16 protein-coding genes and 1 riboswitch are annotated in these 18,030 nt (G+C 62.1%); of the genes, 8 read left to right on the forward strand and 8 right to left on the reverse strand.

Annotated features, from left to right (window positions below; all coding sequences use genetic code 11):
* Window positions 1-405: 405 nt before the first annotated feature.
* The 5 genes from D460_RS0108215 to D460_RS0108235 all read right to left on the reverse strand — a co-directional run bounded on the left by D460_RS0108215 (window position 406) and on the right by D460_RS0108235 (window position 5,755).
* Entirely contained in the window at window positions 406-2,241 is a 1,836-nt protein-coding gene (locus tag D460_RS0108215; RefSeq protein WP_026282918.1) for a methyl-accepting chemotaxis protein, read from the reverse strand.
* 222 nt (window positions 2,242-2,463) lie between these two features.
* On the reverse strand, window positions 2,464-3,504 hold the full coding sequence (locus D460_RS0108220) for an ABC transporter substrate-binding protein (protein ID WP_018898059.1): 1,041 nt from the start codon (window positions 3,502-3,504) through the stop codon (window positions 2,464-2,466).
* The gene (locus D460_RS0108225; RefSeq protein WP_018898060.1) at window positions 3,501-4,289 is read right to left on the reverse strand and encodes an ABC transporter ATP-binding protein; all 789 of its coding nucleotides are present in this window, start codon (window positions 4,287-4,289) and stop codon (window positions 3,501-3,503) included. The genes D460_RS0108220 and D460_RS0108225 overlap by 4 nt, the downstream gene beginning before the upstream one ends.
* Window positions 4,286-5,056 carry an ABC transporter permease gene (locus tag D460_RS0108230; RefSeq protein ID WP_051110781.1) on the reverse strand — a complete coding sequence of 257 codons (771 nt, stop codon included), beginning with the start codon at window positions 5,054-5,056 and terminating at the stop codon, window positions 4,286-4,288. The genes D460_RS0108225 and D460_RS0108230 overlap by 4 nt, the downstream gene beginning before the upstream one ends.
* A gap of 90 nt (window positions 5,057-5,146) precedes the next feature.
* Window positions 5,147-5,755, reverse strand: coding sequence for a YkoF family thiamine/hydroxymethylpyrimidine-binding protein (locus D460_RS0108235; protein ID WP_018898062.1), 609 nt, complete (start codon window positions 5,753-5,755; stop codon window positions 5,147-5,149).
* A riboswitch (TPP riboswitch) is annotated at window positions 5,748-5,858 on the reverse strand. Its footprint overlaps the gene before it by 8 nt.
* A gap of 298 nt (window positions 5,859-6,156) precedes the next feature.
* Between D460_RS0108235 and cysP the strand changes: the two genes are divergently transcribed.
* From cysP to D460_RS0108255, 4 genes are all read left to right on the forward strand, one after another.
* On the forward strand, window positions 6,157-7,143 hold the full coding sequence (gene cysP, locus D460_RS0108240) for a thiosulfate ABC transporter substrate-binding protein CysP (RefSeq protein WP_018898063.1): 987 nt from the start codon (window positions 6,157-6,159) through the stop codon (window positions 7,141-7,143).
* Window positions 7,144-7,248: 105 nt separating this feature from the next.
* Window positions 7,249-8,070, forward strand: coding sequence for a sulfate ABC transporter permease subunit CysT (gene cysT, locus D460_RS0108245; protein WP_018898064.1), 822 nt, complete (start codon window positions 7,249-7,251; stop codon window positions 8,068-8,070).
* Window positions 8,071-8,072: 2 nt separating this feature from the next.
* Window positions 8,073-8,981, forward strand: coding sequence for a sulfate ABC transporter permease subunit CysW (gene cysW, locus D460_RS0108250; RefSeq protein ID WP_018898065.1), 909 nt, complete (start codon window positions 8,073-8,075; stop codon window positions 8,979-8,981).
* Window positions 8,978-10,012, forward strand: coding sequence for a sulfate/molybdate ABC transporter ATP-binding protein (locus D460_RS0108255; protein WP_018898066.1), 1,035 nt, complete (start codon window positions 8,978-8,980; stop codon window positions 10,010-10,012). The genes cysW and D460_RS0108255 overlap by 4 nt, the downstream gene beginning before the upstream one ends.
* A 4-nt stretch (window positions 10,013-10,016) precedes the next feature.
* On the opposite strand, the gene D460_RS0108260 is transcribed toward D460_RS0108255, so the two are convergent.
* From D460_RS0108260 to D460_RS0108270, 3 genes are read right to left on the reverse strand one after another with little or no spacing between them, the layout of a single operon-like run.
* A complete protein-coding gene (locus D460_RS0108260) occupies window positions 10,017-10,769 on the reverse strand; it encodes an ABC transporter ATP-binding protein (protein ID WP_018898067.1) in 753 nt (250 codons plus the stop codon).
* Entirely contained in the window at window positions 10,763-11,827 is a 1,065-nt protein-coding gene (locus D460_RS0108265; protein ID WP_018898068.1) for an iron ABC transporter permease, read from the reverse strand. The genes D460_RS0108260 and D460_RS0108265 overlap by 7 nt, the downstream gene beginning before the upstream one ends.
* Window positions 11,828-11,829: 2 nt before the next feature.
* Window positions 11,830-12,960, reverse strand: a complete 1,131-nt coding sequence (locus D460_RS0108270; protein ID WP_018898069.1) for an ABC transporter substrate-binding protein — start codon at window positions 12,958-12,960, stop codon at window positions 11,830-11,832.
* Window positions 12,961-13,167: 207 nt separating this feature from the next.
* Between D460_RS0108270 and D460_RS0108275 the strand changes: the two genes are divergently transcribed.
* The 4 genes from D460_RS0108275 to D460_RS32810 all read left to right on the forward strand — a co-directional run bounded on the left by D460_RS0108275 (window position 13,168) and on the right by D460_RS32810 (window position 18,003).
* A complete protein-coding gene (locus D460_RS0108275) occupies window positions 13,168-14,061 on the forward strand; it encodes a MurR/RpiR family transcriptional regulator (RefSeq protein ID WP_018898070.1) in 894 nt (297 codons plus the stop codon).
* 109 nt (window positions 14,062-14,170) lie between these two features.
* Window positions 14,171-15,172 carry an extracellular solute-binding protein gene (locus tag D460_RS0108280; protein ID WP_018898071.1) on the forward strand — a complete coding sequence of 334 codons (1,002 nt, stop codon included), beginning with the start codon at window positions 14,171-14,173 and terminating at the stop codon, window positions 15,170-15,172.
* 69 nt (window positions 15,173-15,241) lie between these two features.
* A complete protein-coding gene (locus D460_RS0108285) occupies window positions 15,242-16,960 on the forward strand; it encodes an ABC transporter permease subunit (protein WP_018898072.1) in 1,719 nt (572 codons plus the stop codon).
* Window positions 16,957-18,003, forward strand: coding sequence for an ABC transporter ATP-binding protein (locus D460_RS32810; RefSeq protein ID WP_018898073.1), 1,047 nt, complete (start codon window positions 16,957-16,959; stop codon window positions 18,001-18,003). The genes D460_RS0108285 and D460_RS32810 overlap by 4 nt, the downstream gene beginning before the upstream one ends.
* Window positions 18,004-18,030: the final 27 nt, after the last annotated feature.

An 18,030-nucleotide genomic window follows, 5' to 3' on the forward strand; every position in this document is an offset into this window, starting at 1 on the left:
TCGTTTCAGTCCCGCAGGCGGAGCCGCAGGTGACCTGGCACGCTCCTCCGCTGGCGATTTAAAGGCGTTTTTTATTGGCGGTATGCGTGGACGCACGCGTGGCGGCCGGCTGCGCAATCGCTGCCGTGAGGACCGTCACTTTGCTGTAGGCGCGTGCTGTCATCGTCGAAATGGACCCGCGTAACGGCCGCCGATGGCTGACCTCTGATTACGTCAGCATTGCTTACTTATCTTGATCATTGGAGTCAAGTTTGACTCGAGAGTGCGCGCGATTTTCCTCGCGGCACGCTTGCAGACTTCCTGTTCGGCAAAGGTTATGAGCACAACGAAATGTGGCGGCGCTTCGGGAGGCACCGCCACATTCATTCCGAAAAATCGAGCCGACTCGATCGTGTTGTTGGAGACTTAGCTCGCGAGCCGCATTTTCTGGCCCATGTCGTGAAGCGACGTAGCGCCACCCGATTGAGCGATACGGAAGCCCCGGATCAGATCGAGCAGATCGCCGGTGTCGTTGGCGAGCACCTCGGCGGATGCAGTCGTCTCTTCCGCCATGGCGGCATTCTGCTGTGTTGCCGTATCCAGCTGGTTCATTGACTGCGAGATCGAACGCAAGGTCGTGTCCTGCTCCTGGGCGCTGTGGGAGATCTTCGAGACGATCTCGTTGGCGCTTTCGATCTGGCTTGAAATCCTCTTCAGCGCTTCACCGGCGCGTCCGACGAGATCCACACCCTGCTCGACCTGCGTCGAGGAGCTGGAGATCTGGCTCTTGATTTCCTTCGCCGCCGCGGCCGACCGCTGCGCGAGTTCGCGGACCTCCTGCGCGACAACTGCGAAACCCTTGCCGCTTTCGCCGGCACGCGCCGCTTCCACGCCTGCATTGAGGGCCAGAAGGTTCGTCTGGAAGGCGATCTCGTCGATGACGCCGATGATCTTGGTGATCTCGGCGGAGGACTGTTCGATCCCGTTCATCGCGTTGATTGCTTCGCTGACGACGGCGTCGCTCTGCTGCGCTTCGCTGCTGACGCTTGAGACGCGGCGCGCCGCTTCGCGGGCGCCATCGGCGGTCTGCCGGACGGCAACCGTCAGTTCGTCGAGCGCTGCAGAGGTTTCCTCGAGGTTGGCGGCCTGGCGTTCCGTGCGCTGCGCCAGTTCGTTGGAGGCGCGGCGAATTTCTTCCTTGCTGACGGCAATGTCGTTGCCCTTCAGGCTTACGCGGGCCATCGCCTGCTCAAGCCTTGCCAGCGCATCGTTGAAGTTGTCGCGCAGGCCGGCATATTTGGCGCCGAGGTCATCGCAACGGACAGTGAGGTCGCCATTCGCCAGCCGCTCAAGCGAGTTTCCGATGGTCGAAACCACATGCGCCTGCTGTTCGGCGTCCAGCAGCTGCGCATCGACGCTGCGCTGGCGCTCGGCATTCAGCTCGCGCTGCTGCTCTTCCTGGCGGACGGTCATCTGCTGGCGATCGCGCACCTTTTCCTGAAGCGACTTGGTGGCCTTTGCCATCATGCCGACTTCGTTGCGCAGGTCCGTATGCGGAATGACCTTGCTGACGTCCTCGTTGGCGACGGCGCCCAGCGCGTCGTGGATCGCCGACAACGGCCGCGAAATGCCGCGAATGATGTAGAACGCCATGGCGGCGGCGATCGCCAGCGCGACGAGACAGAGACCGATGACCGAGATCGTGGCATCCCAGATCTGCGCCTCGACATCATCCATGTAGACGCCGGTCGCAACGACGACCTTCCAGGGTTCGAAGGCCTTCGAATAATTGCCCTTGAGGAAGAGCTGATCAGCCGGCTGTCCGGGCTTCTGCCAGTAGAAAATGGTGCGCCCGCCGCCGGCGATGCCGCGATCCACCTGCTCCTTGGAGATGAACTTTCCGGTCTTGTCCTGCAGTCCCGCCTGATTCTGGCCGATGCTCTTGGAGCCGTCCTTGAAGATCTGGACGACGTCGTAGGTGTAGCCGACGAAATAGCCCGAAGGCTCGTATTTCATCTTCTCAACAACCTTGAAGGCCGCCGTCTGCGCGGCTTCGTGCGTCAGCGTTCCGGCTTTTTCCTGCTGGTAGAACGTGTCGAGCACGCTAACGGCGCTTTCGACCTGCGAACGCATCATCTCGAAACGTTCGGTGTAAATGGCCTCACGCAAAGTGCTGATCTGCATGTAGACAATGCCCGAGAATATGACGAGCAGCAGGCCCACGAGCAAGAACAATTGCCGCGAAATCCTTAGGTTTGTCAAAATGAAAGCTCCGAAAATTAAAGTGGCGCGAAAGCCAGAATGGTGAAAAAAATTCGCTTACTAATAATCAGCGACACACCATGAATTTTCAGTAAAGCTTTAGTCAAATTGCGCGCTAGGTGACGCATCCAGAATATTGGTGATCATCACGTGATGCACTCCCGCGGCGGGATGCCAGCCGGGGAGTGTATTTGGTCGATGCCGGGCTCAAATCCCGTCCGATCAGGCGGCGTCGAGTGGCGTATTGCTGAAGTAGCGCGTGAAGTCAGGCGCGGCCGTCAGTGTCTTGCCGTCGGCGTCCTTCAGGATTTTCGACTGGAACAGATAGTCGCCGATCGCCGTCATCTTGGCCGGATCGATGCGACCGGTAATGCCATCCTGCGTGCGGAAATAGTGCCCCGCGATCAGCGCCTTCAGCGATGCCTCCACAAGCGCGCGATTGGTCAGCGCGTCGCTGTTGGCCGCGATCATGAGATCGACGGCGTCTTCGGGGTGATCGACGGCGAAGTCGTAGCCCTTGCGGGTCGCCTGCAGGAAGGCGCGGGCGAGGTCCGGCTTCTCGTTTAGAAATGCCTGGCTGGAGGCGAGCAGCGTCGTGTGCTCGTCCGGAACGCCATAATCGGCGTAGCGGAAGGCGCGTTGCTTCACGCCCTCGAGCTCCGCCTGAACGCCTTCCCAAGTGTAGACTTCGAGCGTGAAATCGACGCTGCCGTTGGCGAGTGCCTGATAGGCAGACGTGCCGAGCGTCACGGTCTCGAATTCGCCCTTGCCGCCATCATGACGGATGAGCGAGCCGATCAGCGCGTTTTCCCAGGCGCTGCCGAAGCCGCCATAGGTCTTGCCGTCGAGATCCCTGGGGCTGCGGATGTCATCGCGGTTGGCGTTGAAGACCAGACGGCCGGTCTCCGTCTGGACGATGGCGTAGGTCGCGACGAGATCGGCGCCGGCTGTCCGCTGGGTCATGAGGCCGATGGCGCCGTCAATTCCAAAGTCGGCGACATGGTTGGCGACGAGCGTGCCGGCCGAGGTGTCCGTATAGGGCAGGATTTCCACGTCGAGGCCGGCATCCCGGTAAAATCCCTTATCGCGCGCCACGAAGAGGCCGATGTGGTTGGTATTGGGCGTCCAGTCCAGCGCGACCTTGACGAGGCGCTTCTCCTGGCTGCGGGCCGACTTCGACAGAAGCGGCGACATCGGCAGTGTCAGAGCAAGCCCTGCGGCCGAAGCCAAGGCTGCGCGGCGGGTCAGCATCGGGGTTTTCATCGTGGTTCCTCCAGGTTGGTCGTTGTGGCGTCGTTCGGGGCATTGAAGAGCGTGTCGAGAATGTCGGCCTCGATCTCGGCCGCGCGCGCACGCGCCGATCCGTCCAATATGCGCGGGCGTGGGAGATCGACGGTGATCTCGCGGATGACGCGGGCAGGGCGGGGCGAGAAGATATAGATGCGGTCGGAGAGGTAGACCGCTTCGCGCACATCATGGGTGACGAGCATCGCGGTCCAGTCGTGTTGCGACCACATCTTTTCCAGCCAGCGCTGCATGCCCGCGCGCGTCAATGCGTCGAGCGCGCCGAAGGGTTCGTCGAGCAAGAGCATCGGCTTGTCCTGGACCACGGTGCGCAGCAGTGCCGCGCGCTGCCGCATGCCGCCGGACAATTCCGCCGGATAATGCTGGTCGAAGCCGTCGAGGCCGAATTCGGAAAACAGCGGCAGCACCCGCCGGCGGGCCTCGGCGCGGCGCATGCCTTGCACCTCGAGGCCGAGCGTGGTGTTGTCGATTATGCGCCGCCACGGCATCAGCGCGTCGCGCTGTGGCATGAAGGCGAAGGGGCGGATCGTTCCGTCTAGCGTCTGGCCATCAAAGCGCATGCTGCCGCCCTCGGGTCTGCGCGCGCCGGTCAGCAGCTTGAAGAGCGTCGATTTTCCCGAGCCCGACGGCCCGAGAATGGAGACGAATTCGCCGGGCTTCACCGTCAGCGAGATGTCCGACAAAACAGGGGTTTCGCCGTAGCGGCAGGTGATGTGGTCGAGTTGCAAGCGTGGCGCGGTCATCGGGCGCTTCCCTTTCCGCGTCTCATCCATGGCATGGCCAGGTGTTCGGCGATCACGGTAAGGCCGAACAAAGTGAGGGTCAGCACGGCGCTGACGAACACGGCGGCCAGAACCAGATCGGGCCGGAAATTATTCTTGGCGTTCAGCATGTAGATGCCGAGCCCTTTGGCAGCACCCGCATATTCCGCGAAGATCGCGCCGACGACGGCATAGGTGATGGATATACGCAACCCAGCGAAGAAGAAGGGCAGGGCGGATGGCAGGCGGGCGAGCAGGAATTGCTTCCAGCGTGGCGCGCCCATCGAGGCGACCAGTTGCTGCAGTTCGTCCTCGGTCGATTGATAGCCCCGGCAAAGTGCCACCAGCATCGGGAAGAAGGTGACGAGCGCGACCAGCAAGATCTTCGGCATAAGGCCGAAGCCGAACCAGAGCACGATCAACGGCGCGATGGCGACCAGCGGCAGCGTCTGGCTGATGATGAAGAGCGGAAACAGAGCGCGACGCAGGGACTGGCAGAAATCGATCAGCACTGACAGGATGAAGGCTGCCGCAAGCGAGCAGCCGAAACCGGCAAGCGTCGCCCGCAATGTCGGGAGCGTGTTGTCGAACAGGGCCTGCCGGGACTGGAAAGTCTGCGCGAGGACACGTGAGGGCGAGGGCAGGGTCGTGGGCGAGATGCCGGACAGGCGGACATAGGCCTCCCAAGCCGCCACCAGAAGGTAGACGGCCGCGATTGCCGGCAGAGCCTGGCTTAGACCAGTACGGATATGATGGTGCAGGTCGCGAACGACCTGCCGGGAAGGCGGGCGTGATGTCGACAAGATAGAACCGTTTTGAACGCGAGCGTGGGTCGGCGCTTAGCGCTTGGACGGGCTGTTTGCCGAGACGGTAAGGTCGATCGTCACATGGCCTGCCGGCGGGCCGAAGCGCACCAGCGCCTCGTGCACGGTCGAAAACACCGCGCCGGTGTCGCCGCGCAGCTTCGTGCAGAAGTTCTTCGATTTCTCGAAGACGCCGGAATTCTTCAGGAAGTCGATGCAGCCATAGATCTCGTCCATGTGGCCGTCGATCCCGAGCGTGTAGAGCGAAAACTGCGCAGCCGTTTCCTGGCCGATGACAGGCGCGTCCTTGACCGCCTGGTGCGCGCGGGCCTTGCGCTCGTCGAGCGGCGCCATGGGGCCGGTCAGTTCGGGCGTCTGGCAGATCGGGTCGTCAGGCTCTCCGGGGCAACCGCGCGAGATGGTCGCGTGCAGCACGCAATGCTTGCCGGTGCTGGCGGCGGCCGCGAACAGGTCGCGCATGGCGGCGAAGACGACGTCGGGCGTGCCGATGATCAGCGTCGAAATATCATCCGTCTCGATCCGCAACCTGTCACGATGGGGATCGAGCGCGGAAAGCGCACGGGTGATGACACCGACGAAATCGTCGGTCATGGGATACAGTGAAATCTGCGCGCCGGAAAACATCGCTCTACCTCGCTCCGCTGGCATTATCCAGATCAGCTTGAGGGTCCACGATCATGCGACCGTATCTCAGCCCCGGCATTACGGAGCACCCCTGTGATGTCGGGGTGATACGCCAAAGCCTGAACGAGCGCAAGGGCTATGTATTGGGCTGGTGAGCCATGACCTCGCATTGATTTTTATTCAGCGCTTTCAAATTCCCGGCGCGCGGAAAGCTGTTTGTTGGCAGAGGCTTAGGAACGCCTCATAGGTACGCCTGCGCGTCGCATGAGGCAAAACCACCGCGAAATATGGCGAAAAAGGGACAGAATTTCTAAGCTCGTCCGCAAGCAGGGGCGGTGGTTCCTCGCGATCTGGAGGCGGTCCGATTAGTTTCACCGCACAGTAAAACACCGGAGCGATAGATGAACCGCCTTCTGATTCTCGGCACAGCGCTTGCCGCCCTTTTCTCCGTTCAGGCCCATGCCGCAGAGCCGACGAAGCTTCTCAACGCATCCTATGACGTTTCGCGCGAGCTTTTCGCCTCGGAGAATGAAGCCTTCATCAAGCAGCATCCGGGTGTCACGATCGACCAGTCGCACGCCGGCACTTCCAAGCAGGCGCGCTCGATCATCGAGGGGCTGGAAGCCGACGTCGTGACGTTCAACCAGTCGACGGATATCGATTTCCTCGCGAAGAACGGTTTCGTCTCCAAGGATTGGGCCAAGGCCTTCCCGAACAACGCGTCGCCATTCTACTCCTTCCCCTCCTTCCTGGTGCGCGCCGGCAACCCGAAGAACATCAAGGACTGGGGCGATCTCGCGCGTGACGACGTGCATGCGGTCTTCCCGAACCCGAAGACATCGGGCAATGCGCGCTACACCTATCTCGCCGCCTATGCCTGGGCCAAGGAAGCCTATAAGGGCGACGAAGGCAAGATCGAAGCCTACATCACCAAGATCTTCGACAACGTGCCGGTCTTCGACACCGGTGGCCGCGCGTCCACGACGACCTTCGTCGAGCGCGAGACCGGCGATGTGCTGATCACCTTCGAGGCTGAGACACGCGGCATCGAGAAGCAGTACGGCTCCGACAAAGTCCAGGGCGTGATCCCGTCGGTCAGCCTGCTTGCCGAATTCCCCGTCGCGGTGGTCGACAAGGTCGCCGCCAAGCATGGCTCCGAAGCGCTCGCCAAGTCCTATCTCGACTTCCTCTATACCGAGGAAGGCCAGCGGATTGCCGCGCAGTTCGGCCATCGCGTTCGCGATGAGAAGGTGATCGGCGAGTTCAAGGACCAGTTTCCGGCGATCCGCCTCGTCAATGTCGATGATACCTTCGGCGGTTGGGAAAAGATCCAGAAGGAACACTTCGCTTCCGGCGGCATTCTCGACAAGCTTTATGGCAGCCGGTAAGCCCTAACCAGATATCACATCGCTTGGCCCGGCTGGCATTTGCCTGCCGGGCCGCTTTCGTCATCGTGCTTGCAGAGCAGGACTTATGAAACAGGGAATGACCGTTTGAGACGCAATGTCCTGCCCGGATTACGCCTGTCGCTGGGTGTGACCCTTCTCTATGTCGGCCTCATCGTCGTCCTGCCTTTGGCTGCCCTGGTGTTCAAGGCTGCAAGCCTTGGGCCAGAGGACTACTGGCGCATCGTGTCATCCTCGCGCGCGCTGGCAAGCTATCGGGTCACCGTGCTGTCCGCGCTCGGCGCCACGATCTTCAACCTGTTTTTCGGCTTCGCGCTCGCCTGGGTGCTGACGCGCTATCGCTTCCCCGGCTGGCGCCTTGTCGATGCGATGGTCGATCTGCCATTCGCGCTGCCGACAGCCGTGGCCGGTATTGCGCTGACGACGCTGTTTGCGGCGAATGGCTGGTTCGGCTCGGTGCTTGAAGGTATCGGCATCAAGGTCGCCTATACGCCTGTTGGCATCATGGTCGCCATGTGCTTCACCAGCCTTCCCTTCATCGTCCGCACCGTGCAGCCGGTTCTGGAAGATCTCGATCCGGCTTACGAAGAGGCGGCGCAGTCGCTGGGTGGCTCGGACTGGACGATCTTTCGCAAGGTCATGCTGCCGCTGCTGACGCCGGCGCTGCTTGCCGGTGTGTCCTTGTCCTTCGCCCGCTCGCTCGGCGAGTTCGGCGCCATCATCTTCATCGCCGGCAACCAGCCGATGTCGACGGAGATCACAGCGCTTCTCGTCTTCATCCGCCTCGAGGAATACGACTACCAGGCGGCCGCCGCGATCGCCTCCGTCCTGCTGCTGACAGCCTTCCTCATGCTGGCGCTGACCAACTGGATGCAGGCGCGGGCGCTCCGCTACACGGTGAGGAACTGATCATGAGTAGCATTCCCACCCGCAGCAGACCGCCGCGCGTCGGCGATCAGCCGATCGTCAGGCGCACCTTGATCAGCCTTGTGCTGATCATCGGCGCTTTCCTCATTCTGGCGCCGCTCGTTATCATCGGCGTCGAAGCCTTCGCCAAGGGCTGGCAGGTCTACAGCGCCACAATCAGTCATCCTGATACGCTGCATGCGATCATGCTGACGGTGCTGACCGCGCTGATCGCCGTGCCCATCAACACCGCCTTCGGCGTCGCGGCCGCGTGGTCGATCACCAAGTTCGATTTCTGGGGCAAACGCTTCCTGCTGGTGCTGATCGAGGTCCCGTTCTCCGTATCGCCCATCGTCGCCGGCGTTGCCTATCTCTTCGTCTACGGGCTCCAGGGCATCTTTGGGCCGACGCTCGAGGCCTACGACATCAAGATCCTGTTTGCGATTCCTGGTATCGTTCTCGCCTCGATGTTCGTGACCGCGCCCTTCGTCGCGCGCGAACTTATCCCGTTGATGCAGGCGCAAGGGCGCGATCTCGAAGAGGCGGCAACGTCGCTTGGCGCGTCCGGTTGGCGCACCTTCTTCTCGGTCACGCTGCCGAATATCAAATGGGCGATGCTCTACGGCGTGGTGCTTTGCAATGCGCGCGTGATGGGCGAATTCGGCGCGGTCTCGGTGGTCTCGGGCAATATCCGTGGCCAGACGAATACGCTGCCGCTCCACATCGAGCTGCTCTATCACGATTATCAGGCAACCGGCGCCTTCGCCGCCGCCTCGATCCTGGCGGTCATCGCCATCTTCACCATCATCGCCAAGGTGGCGCTCGAGCGCCAGGGAGCCGGCCGCCGCTCCAGCAGCGCCAAGCCCGCGGCGCGTCCTGTCCTCGTTGCCCAGCCAGCAGAGAAAAACTCATGAAGATCCGCCTCGACCACGTCGTCAAAACCTTCGACACGTTTCGCGCCGTGCGCGACGTCTCGCTGGATATCCGCAGCGGCGAACTTCTCGCGCTGCTGGGGCCATCGGGTTCCGGCAAGACCACCATCCTGCGCATGGTCGCCGGTCTTGAGTATTCGGATGGCGGCCAGATCTTTTTCGGCGATCAGGATGCGACCGACATTCCGGTTCGCGATCGCGGCGTCGGCTTCGTATTTCAGCATTACGCGCTCTTCCCGCACATGACGGTCGGCGAAAACATCGCCTTCGGCATGAAGGTGTCGAAGGTCAAGCGCGACAAGGCCGCGATCGAAGCGCGCGTCACCGAGCTTCTGCGCCTCGTGCGGCTGGAGGGACTGGGCGACCGGTTTCCGGCGCAGATCTCAGGCGGCCAGCGCCAGCGTGTGGCGCTTGCCCGCGCGCTCTCCGTCGATCCGAAGGTGCTGCTTCTGGACGAGCCGTTCGGCGCGCTCGACGCCAATGTGCGTCACGACCTGCGCCGCTGGCTGCGCGAGATTCACCACGAGCTCGGCATCACCACCATTTTCGTGACCCACGACCAGGAAGAGGCGCTGGATCTCGCTGACCGTGTCGTGATCCTGAAGGACGGCAAGATCGTTCAGGAAGGCACGCCCGAACAGGTCTGCCGCGATCCGCAATCGGCCTTCGTGATGAAGTTCCTGGGTGATGCCAACGTGTTGCCTGCCGAAATTCGCTCCGGTGTTGCCTATGCCGGTGGCGCTACGGTCGCGGCACCCGGTATTGCCGATGGCACCGGCGAGATCTACGCCCGCCCGGCCGATCTCGATTGGTCTGGCGACGGCCCCGGCATCGGCGCCAGCGTCGACCGTGTTCTCGACAGGCCGGATGGCCGACGTATTCTCGCGAGCACCGAAAGCGGCGTGCAGCTGGAATTCGATGTCGAGCCCGAGCGTGCTGTTCGGGCCGGAGATCGCGGCTTCGTCACGGTACGCCGCGCCAAGGTGTTTGGCGCAGCGCAAGCTGCAGTCTAAGCGATCAGATCGCGCCGTCGACGATGACGAGCGGCGTTCCCCGCGAGCAGTGCTCGATACGCGCGTCGATCTTGTAGATATCGCGCAGCATGGTCTTGGTGATCACGTCGCCGGTCTTGCCGCTCGCCGCCATCTTGCCGTTGCTGATGACGACGGTGTTCTCGCAATAGCGCAGAGCGTGATTGAGATCATGAAGCGCGATGAGGACGATCATGCCGTCGCGTTTGGCGGTGGCGGAGATGAAGTCCAGAACTTCCACCTGCCGGTGCAGATCGAGCGCCGAGGTCGGCTCGTCCATCAGCAGGACTTCCGGATTGCGAATGAGCGCCTGCGCAAGCGAGACCAGCTGGCGCTGGCCGCCGGAAAGTTCGCCAAGCCCACGAAACGCGAGTTCGTCGATGCGCAGCGCCTTCAATAGCCGGTCGATTGCCGCCAGCTCCTCGTCGGCAACCCTCCAACCGCTGCCCTGCTTTGCGGACAGCAAGACCGACTCGTAGACTGTCAGAACCGCATTGGCGCCGGTGTCCTGCGGCATGTAACAGATCGTTCGCGGACCGGCCTCGGTATCGGAAAGCTCGACCAGCCCCGGTCCCTTGATCAGCGAGGCGATGCGCTTGAAGAGCGTGGACTTGCCGGCCGCGTTGGGCCCGATGATCGCGGTGACGCTGCCGCCGCGAAGATCGTCGATCCCGACATCCTGGAGCACCTTGACCCGACCATAGGTCGCGCCAACGTCTTTGAGCGCGAGCGCTACCATGCGCGTCTCCTGTTGCTGAAAATGAGGACGAAGAAGAACGGCACGCCCACCAGCGCCGTGATCACGCCGATCGGCAGGATGGCGCCGGGAATGAGCATCTTGCTCACCACCGATGTCACGGACAAAAGAAGCGCGCCGCAGATGACGGCTCCCGGCAAGAAGAAGCGCTGATCCTCGCCGACGACCATGCGCGCGATATGCGGGCCGACCAAGCCGACGAAGCCGATTGTGCCCACGAAGGAGACCGGTATGGCGGCGAGCAGGCTGACGATCATCATCGTCTGCAGCCGCAGGCGACGCACGTTGACGCCCATGCTGGCCGCCTTGTCGTCGCCGAGCCGCAGTGCGGTCAGCGCCCAGGCATCCTTCATGAACAGGGGAACGGTCACGACGAGAACGGCGGCCGTGAACCAGACCTTCGGCCATGTCGCCTTGGTCAGGCTGCCCATGGTCCAGAACACCACGGCTGCAAGCGCCTGCTCGGAGGCCAGATATTCGAGCAGCGACAGGGCTGCATTGAAGGTGAAGACCAACGCGATGCCGAGCAGCACGATGGTCTCGACACTCACGCCGCGCATCGTCGAGGCGAAATGGATGAAAAGGGCCGCGGCCATCGCCATCAGGAAGGCGTTGAGCGGCACCATGTACTGGATGGCGCCGGGAAACAGCGAAACGCCGCCCACCAAAGCCAGTGCTGCGCCGAAACTCGCCGCCGCCGAGATCCCCAGCGTAAAGGGGCTGGCGAGCGGGTTGGAAAGGATGGTCTGCATCTGCGCGCCGGCAACCGACAGCGACGCGCCGACCGTGACCGCCATCAGGGCGATCGGCATGCGGATATCCCAGATGATCACCCGCAGCTGCGCGGCCACCGCACTCGGGTTGGCAAGTGCGGAAAGCACGTCCGATAGCGAATAGTTGGCCGGTCCGAGCGCCATATCGAGCGCAATGCTGAAGCACAACGCGATGGTGAGCGCGAGCAGGATCACGATGCGGCGCAAGGCAAGGGCGCGATATTGCACGCGCCCCGCTGCCGAAGTCTCGATGGCGCTGACAGCCATGCTCACATGTCCTTCAGAGAGACGAAATAGCCCTGCTTGTAGTCCAGCGGCAGGAAGCGGGCGTGCAGCTCCTTGAATGTCGCTTCAGGATCGAGATCAGCGAAGAGATCCGGATGCAGCCACTTCGCCATCTCCTGGATCGCGACGAACTGGTAGGGATTGTTGTAGAACTGGTGCCAGATGGCGTGCACATTGCCATCCGATACAGCCTTGACGCCGGTGAAGGCCGGGCGCTTGGTCAGTGCCTCGAGCTTGCGTTGGGCTTCCTTCAGGTCCGCGCCGTAACCGACGCCCACCCATGCACCGCCGGGGACGTACTTGTCCCAATTGCCGCCGGTCACGATGATCTGATCCGGGTTGGAAGCGATGACCTGCTCCGGATTGACCGTTCCGAACGTGCCGGGAATGATGTCCTTGGCCATGTTGATGCCGCCGGCGATTTCGACCATCTTGCCGAAATTCTCGTTGCCGAAAGACATGCAGCAATCATCCGAATAGCCGCCGGCGCGTTCGACGAAGACCACCGGCTTCTTCGGGTTGTTCTTATCGAGCACGTCGGTCACGCGCTTAATGCTGTCGGCGCGGAACTTGATGAAATCCTCGGCGACCGCTTCCTTGCCCATCAGCTGGCCCATGACGCGCATGCTCGGCTCGGTGTTTTCCATCGGCTTCTCGCGAAAATCCACGTAGACGAGGGGAATGCCGACCTTGCCGAGCTTTTCGATATAGCCTGCTTCTTCAGTCGCGGTCTTGGCGTCGATGTTCATCAGGATGACGTCGGGCTTCAGCGCCACCGCCTGCTCGATATCGAAGGTGCCGTCCTTCATGCCGCCGAATGTCGGCAGCTTGGCAATATCGGGATACTTGGCGAGATAGGCGTCATAGGATTCCGGATCCGCCTTGGGGAGATCATCACGCCAGCCGACCACGTGTTCGAAGGGGTTTTCCTTGTCGAGAGCGGCGAGGAAGTAGATCTGCCGGCCTTCGCCGAGAATCATATGCTTCACGGGCGTATTCACTTCGACGCTTCGGCCCGTCACATCCTTGATGGTGACCGTATCGGCCAGAGCCGGCAAGGCGGTCGAGAGGAAGAGGGCGGCTGCTAGTGCTTGGATCTTGCCGGTGAGGCGCATTGGTGGTCACTCCCTTGGAATTGACCTCCGTCTATTATTTTATGAGTTTAATAGTCAAGTTATATCTCGCGCGCTGTGCAGAGTTCCGTCGCGGGCATGAAACGACACTCGCGGATTCTTTTTCACAAGCCTCGCGATTGTCATGTTCATGAAATAAACATTTCGGATAAGATCGAAATGTAGTGAAATCGACAAGCGAGTGTTTCGATGAATACCGGATTGCCAGAGGCGGACATCACGCTCGATCAGCGGGTCGAAGAGGCGTTGCCCTCCATGTCGCCGGCCGAGCAGAAAATGGCCTCGTTCTTCCGCAGCCAGAAAGCCGCCGTCCTCTTGGGTTCGGCCGCCGATATCGCGCAGCAGGCCGGTACCAGCGACGCCACGGTCGTTCGCACCGCCCGCTCGCTTGGCTTTGATGGTCTGTCGAGCCTTCGCGCCGCCATTCTCGCGGATCTCACTACGGGCGGCCCCGAAGCGCGCCTCAAGCAGACGCTGGAAGATCTGAACGAAAACCCGGATGGCATCCTCAGTCACGTATTGGAGGAGCATCGCGAAAGCCTGCAGGTGATGGAGAGCGCCGAGTTCGCAGACGCCTTCCGGCATGCCGTTCAGCTGGTGTTCGCCGCTCCGCGCCGCTTCGTCTTCGGCATCGGCCCATCAGGCAGCGTCGCCGACTATGTCTGCCTTCAGTTCAACAGGCTGGGCCTGCCGACAACGGCTCTGTCCGATAGCGGCGTCGCGCTGGCCGATGGCCTGCTTACGGCGCGAAAGGGCGATGTCATCGTGATGATCGCCTATGCCCCGGTCTACCGGGAAATTTCCGTCGTTCTCGATTATGCGGAAGAGCACGAACTCACCGTCGTACTGATTGGCGACAGCCTTGCGCCTTTCGTCCGCAAGCGCGTTGCCGAAGTGCTGCCGGTGCCGCGCGGTCGGGCGGATCATCTCTCCATGCACGGCGCGACCATCGTCCTGATCGAAGCGATGATCGTGGCATTGGCAGCCCAGGATCGCGACGCCGCCTTCGCCTCGCTGAAAAAACTCGGCGAATTGCGCGGCGCCATCGACAAGGCATGGCTAAAAAGGGGCGTCAAAAGGTGATCGACTTAATGTCGATTTATTATTGTTTGTCAAATGATTGAAACAATAATCTGATATCCTGCGCGAGCATTCTTTGCCCCCATCAAATCAGTCTCGAGGATATAGAGATATGAGCAAATATATAGCCGCAGCACTGCTTGCATCCGCAGCGATCACCGTCGCCAGCACCGCGATGGCCGCCGAACACCTGGTCGTCTATTCGGCGCTCGACACAGTCGTGCCTGCGACAAAGGCCTTCACGGAGAAGACCGGCATCGAAGTCGATCTGGTTCGCCTGTCGACCGGCGAACTTCTCGGCAAGGTCGCCGCGGAGGGCAACAATCCGAAATTCGACGTGCTTTGGGTCGAGGGTTCGGCCGTCATGAGCCGTCTGGCCGAGCAGGGCATCCTGAAGTCCGAGCAGGGTCTTGCCGACAAGGTCGATTACACCGATCTCGGCCGTCGCCTCCTGCCGCAGAACCAGGCCTATTTCCCGATCACGGTTTCTACCACGGCGATCGCCGTCAATACCGACAAGATCGGCAATGCCGAACTGCCGAAGACCTGGACCGACCTGGAAAAGTTCGCGGGCGAGGTTGGCGCCAAGGACCCGAACCTGTCGGGTCCCGCCTTCCAGTGGCTGTCCGGCTATTTTGCCGACAAGGGCGTCGAGGCAGGCAAGGCCGAACTGCAGAAGATCCTGACCAACAAGGCCATCGCCGGCATTCCAAGCGGCGGCGCGCTCAACAAGTCGCTGATCACGGGCGATACGGCTATCGCCATCCAGCAGGATACCGCCATCTACGGCCTCATCGAGCAGAAAGAGCCGATCAGGGTCGTCTATCCGACCGATGGCGTCGTTGCCATTCCGTCGAGCATCGGCGTTGCCAAGGTTTCCAAGCACGAGGACATGGCCAAGACCTTCATCCAGTTCCTGCTGACCAAGGAAGCCGTTGCGGCCATGTACACCAACACCGGTGGTGACAGCTACTTCGCGCCGCTGATCAATGGCGTCCAGGCCAAGGGCAATCGTACCGACAACACCGCGTCCTGGCACATTCTCGACGACAAGCAGGCCGCCGCCGGCGAAACCGAGTGGAAGCAGTGGTTCCGCGATCAGTTCGTTCCCTGATCCGATCCTTCGAAGGGACGCGGTTTACCGCCGCGTCTCCTCTCTCGTTTACCCAAGAGATCGCTATTCATGACTGGTTCTTTGAAGATAGGCAGACGCAATTGGACGGGCGGTGCGCCCCTCCTGTGGTTTGTCGCCTTCGTGCTGATCGGGCTGCCGCTGCTGCTGGTCCTCGCACAATCCGTGCTGCCCAAGCTGTTTGATCCCGTCGCGCCGAGTTTCGAGCTGACGTTTGATGCCATTTCGCGGCTGTTCAGCTCTCCCCGCCTGTTCCGGGGCATCGTCAACACGGTTCTGCTGGCGCTGGTCGGCTCCATAGTGTCGACCGCGACCGGGGCCGCACTGGCGCTGCTGCTCGCTCTGACCGACATCAAGTTCCGCCGTTTGTGGCTGGCTCTGCCCTGGGTCGTTTTCGCAACGCCGGGCTATCTCAAAGGGCTGGCCTGGGTCTTGCTGATGTCGCCCGGCGGCTATCTCGTCAAGCTCGGCATCCTGACACCCGAAAGCGCCTCCGGCTTCTTCGGCCCGCCCGGACTGCTCGTGGTGCTGGCGCTGTCGCTTTTCCCGGTGCCCTATTTCGTCATCCGCTCGCGCCTGCAAGGCCTCGGCGGCGAGTTCATCGATGCCGCCCGCATGGCCTCGGCCGGTGCGTGGCCGACGGTGCGGCGCGTGATCGTGCCGATGCTCCTACCTGCCATCGCGCTGTCGGTGCTTACAGTTTTCGCGGAGATCGTCGGCGATTTCGGCATCGCCAATACCATTGCCCGGTCGATGAATTTCGGCCTTCTCGCCTACAACATCTACGCGGCGACGGCGAGCTTCCCGATCGACTTCGCCGGTGCCGGGGCACAGGCACTGCTCCTGGTCGTGCTGGTCTCCGGCTCGGTCGCCGCAACCGCACTCACCGGCGGCAACCGCGATACCCGTTTCGTCTCGGGCCGCAACCGTCAACTCGTGAAATACCGCCTCGGCGCCTGGCAACCGCTTGCCGTGATCGCCATGCTGGTCCTGTCCATCGGCGCCGCGGGCCTACCACTGTTTGCCATCGTCGTCAGGGCGTTTACCGTGTCGCTCACCGCAGCGCTGTCGCCCGACAATTTTTCGCTCAATGCGATGCGCGCAGTCTTCGATCCGTCGAGCGAGGCCGGCCAAGCCCTGCTCTGGAGCTTCGGCTACGGCTTCCTCGCGGCCGTCATCGCGGTGGTCTTCGCGACGCTTTTCGCCTATCGCATCTCGATCGCCTCGGCGACGACGCGCATCGTCTCTTCCGGCCTGGCCATGACGACCGTGGCCATCCCCGGCATCATCCTCGCATTCGGCTACATCCTCGTCTACAACCGCCTGACGGGCTTTCGCGATACCGGCCTCTACGGCTCTCGCTTCCTGCTCGTCATCGGCTATGTGGCGGCGGCGCTGCCCTATTGCCTGATCTTCCTGTGGGCAGCGCTGGATCGTCTCGGCCCGTCGCTTGGCGAAGCCTCTCGGCTGTCGGGCGCGTCGCCGATGCAGCACCTGCGTCGCGTTGTCATTCCGCTGATCCGCCGGGCGATCGTCGTCGCCTTCGGCGTGACGATGATCCGGTCGATCTTCGAGCTGCCGATGTCGCAATTCCTCATGCCGAATGCCGGACCGGCGCTACCGGCGCTGATCGTCAACGACTTCCTGCAGGACCGCGACGCCGTCGCCTGCGCGCTCGCCCTGGTCGCGCTTTGCCTTGTCGCGATTATCGCCGCCATCGGCGTGATCTTCAAGAAAACCAGCAACCTTTCCCTGGAGGCCGGAGCATGACCCACGCCGCGCTAGAATGCACATCCCTCACAAAGTCGCTCGGCGGCAAGATCGTCCTTAACACGCTCGACGTCTCGGTCGCGCCCGGCGAGGTCGTGGCGCTGGTCGGCGCCAGCGGCTCCGGCAAGTCGACGCTGCTGCGCTCGATAGCGGGGCTCATCCTGCCGGATGCCGGTGAAATCCGCATCCAGGGGGAAACCGTGTGGTCTAAGAAGGCGACCGTTCCCGCCGAAGAGCGCAATGTCGGGCTCGTCTTCCAGGACTATGCGCTCTGGCCGCACATGTCGGTGCGCCAGAACCTCAGCTTCGGCCTGGAAGTCCGGGGCCTGCAGAAGGCGGAGATCCGCAAGCGCGTCGACCATGCGCTTGAGATCACCCAACTCGGTGCCCTGGCAAACCGCCGCCCAAGTGAATTGTCGGGCGGCCAGCAGCAGCGTGTGGCGATCGCCCGCTGTCTCGCCATGCGGCCGCGCCTTCTGTTGCTGGATGAACCCTTGAGCAACCTGGATGCAGCGCTGCGCGACGACCTGCGCTCCGAAATGATGCGTCTCATCCGCGCTGAGGGCATGACGGCGGTATACGTGACCCATGACCAGGTCGAGGCCATGGCGGTCTCCGACCGGCTGGCGGTGATGGATCATGGATCGATCGTCCAGTTCGCAGCACCGCAATCGATCTACGCGGCCCCGGCCAACGCCTTCGTCGCCCGCTTCCTCGGCGGCTTCTCGCTGATCAGCGGCACGGCGAGCGATGACCGCTTCAGCGTTGCCGCCAATGGTGCAACCCTCAACCACAGCTCCGGCCGCCTGAGCGGCCAGGCGATGCTGGTCGTCCGGCCAGAGGACGGCCGGCCGGCATCGGAGTATCCCGGCAATAACCTGACCGGCGAAGTCGTGGACAGCGCCTTCCACGGACGCTGCTGGCGCGTGCACGTCAGGGTCGGCAGCGATCTCATTCGCATCGACTGGCCAAGGAGCGAACGCCCCGGTTCAGCCCTTGCCTTCTCCCTTCCGCCGGAGTGCTGCACCGTGCTTCCGGCCTGAAACGAACTGAAAATCCTACCATGAAAC

The organism is Rhizobium sp. 2MFCol3.1, from assembly GCF_000377565.1.
Taxonomy (GTDB): Bacteria; Pseudomonadota; Alphaproteobacteria; order Rhizobiales; family Rhizobiaceae; genus Rhizobium.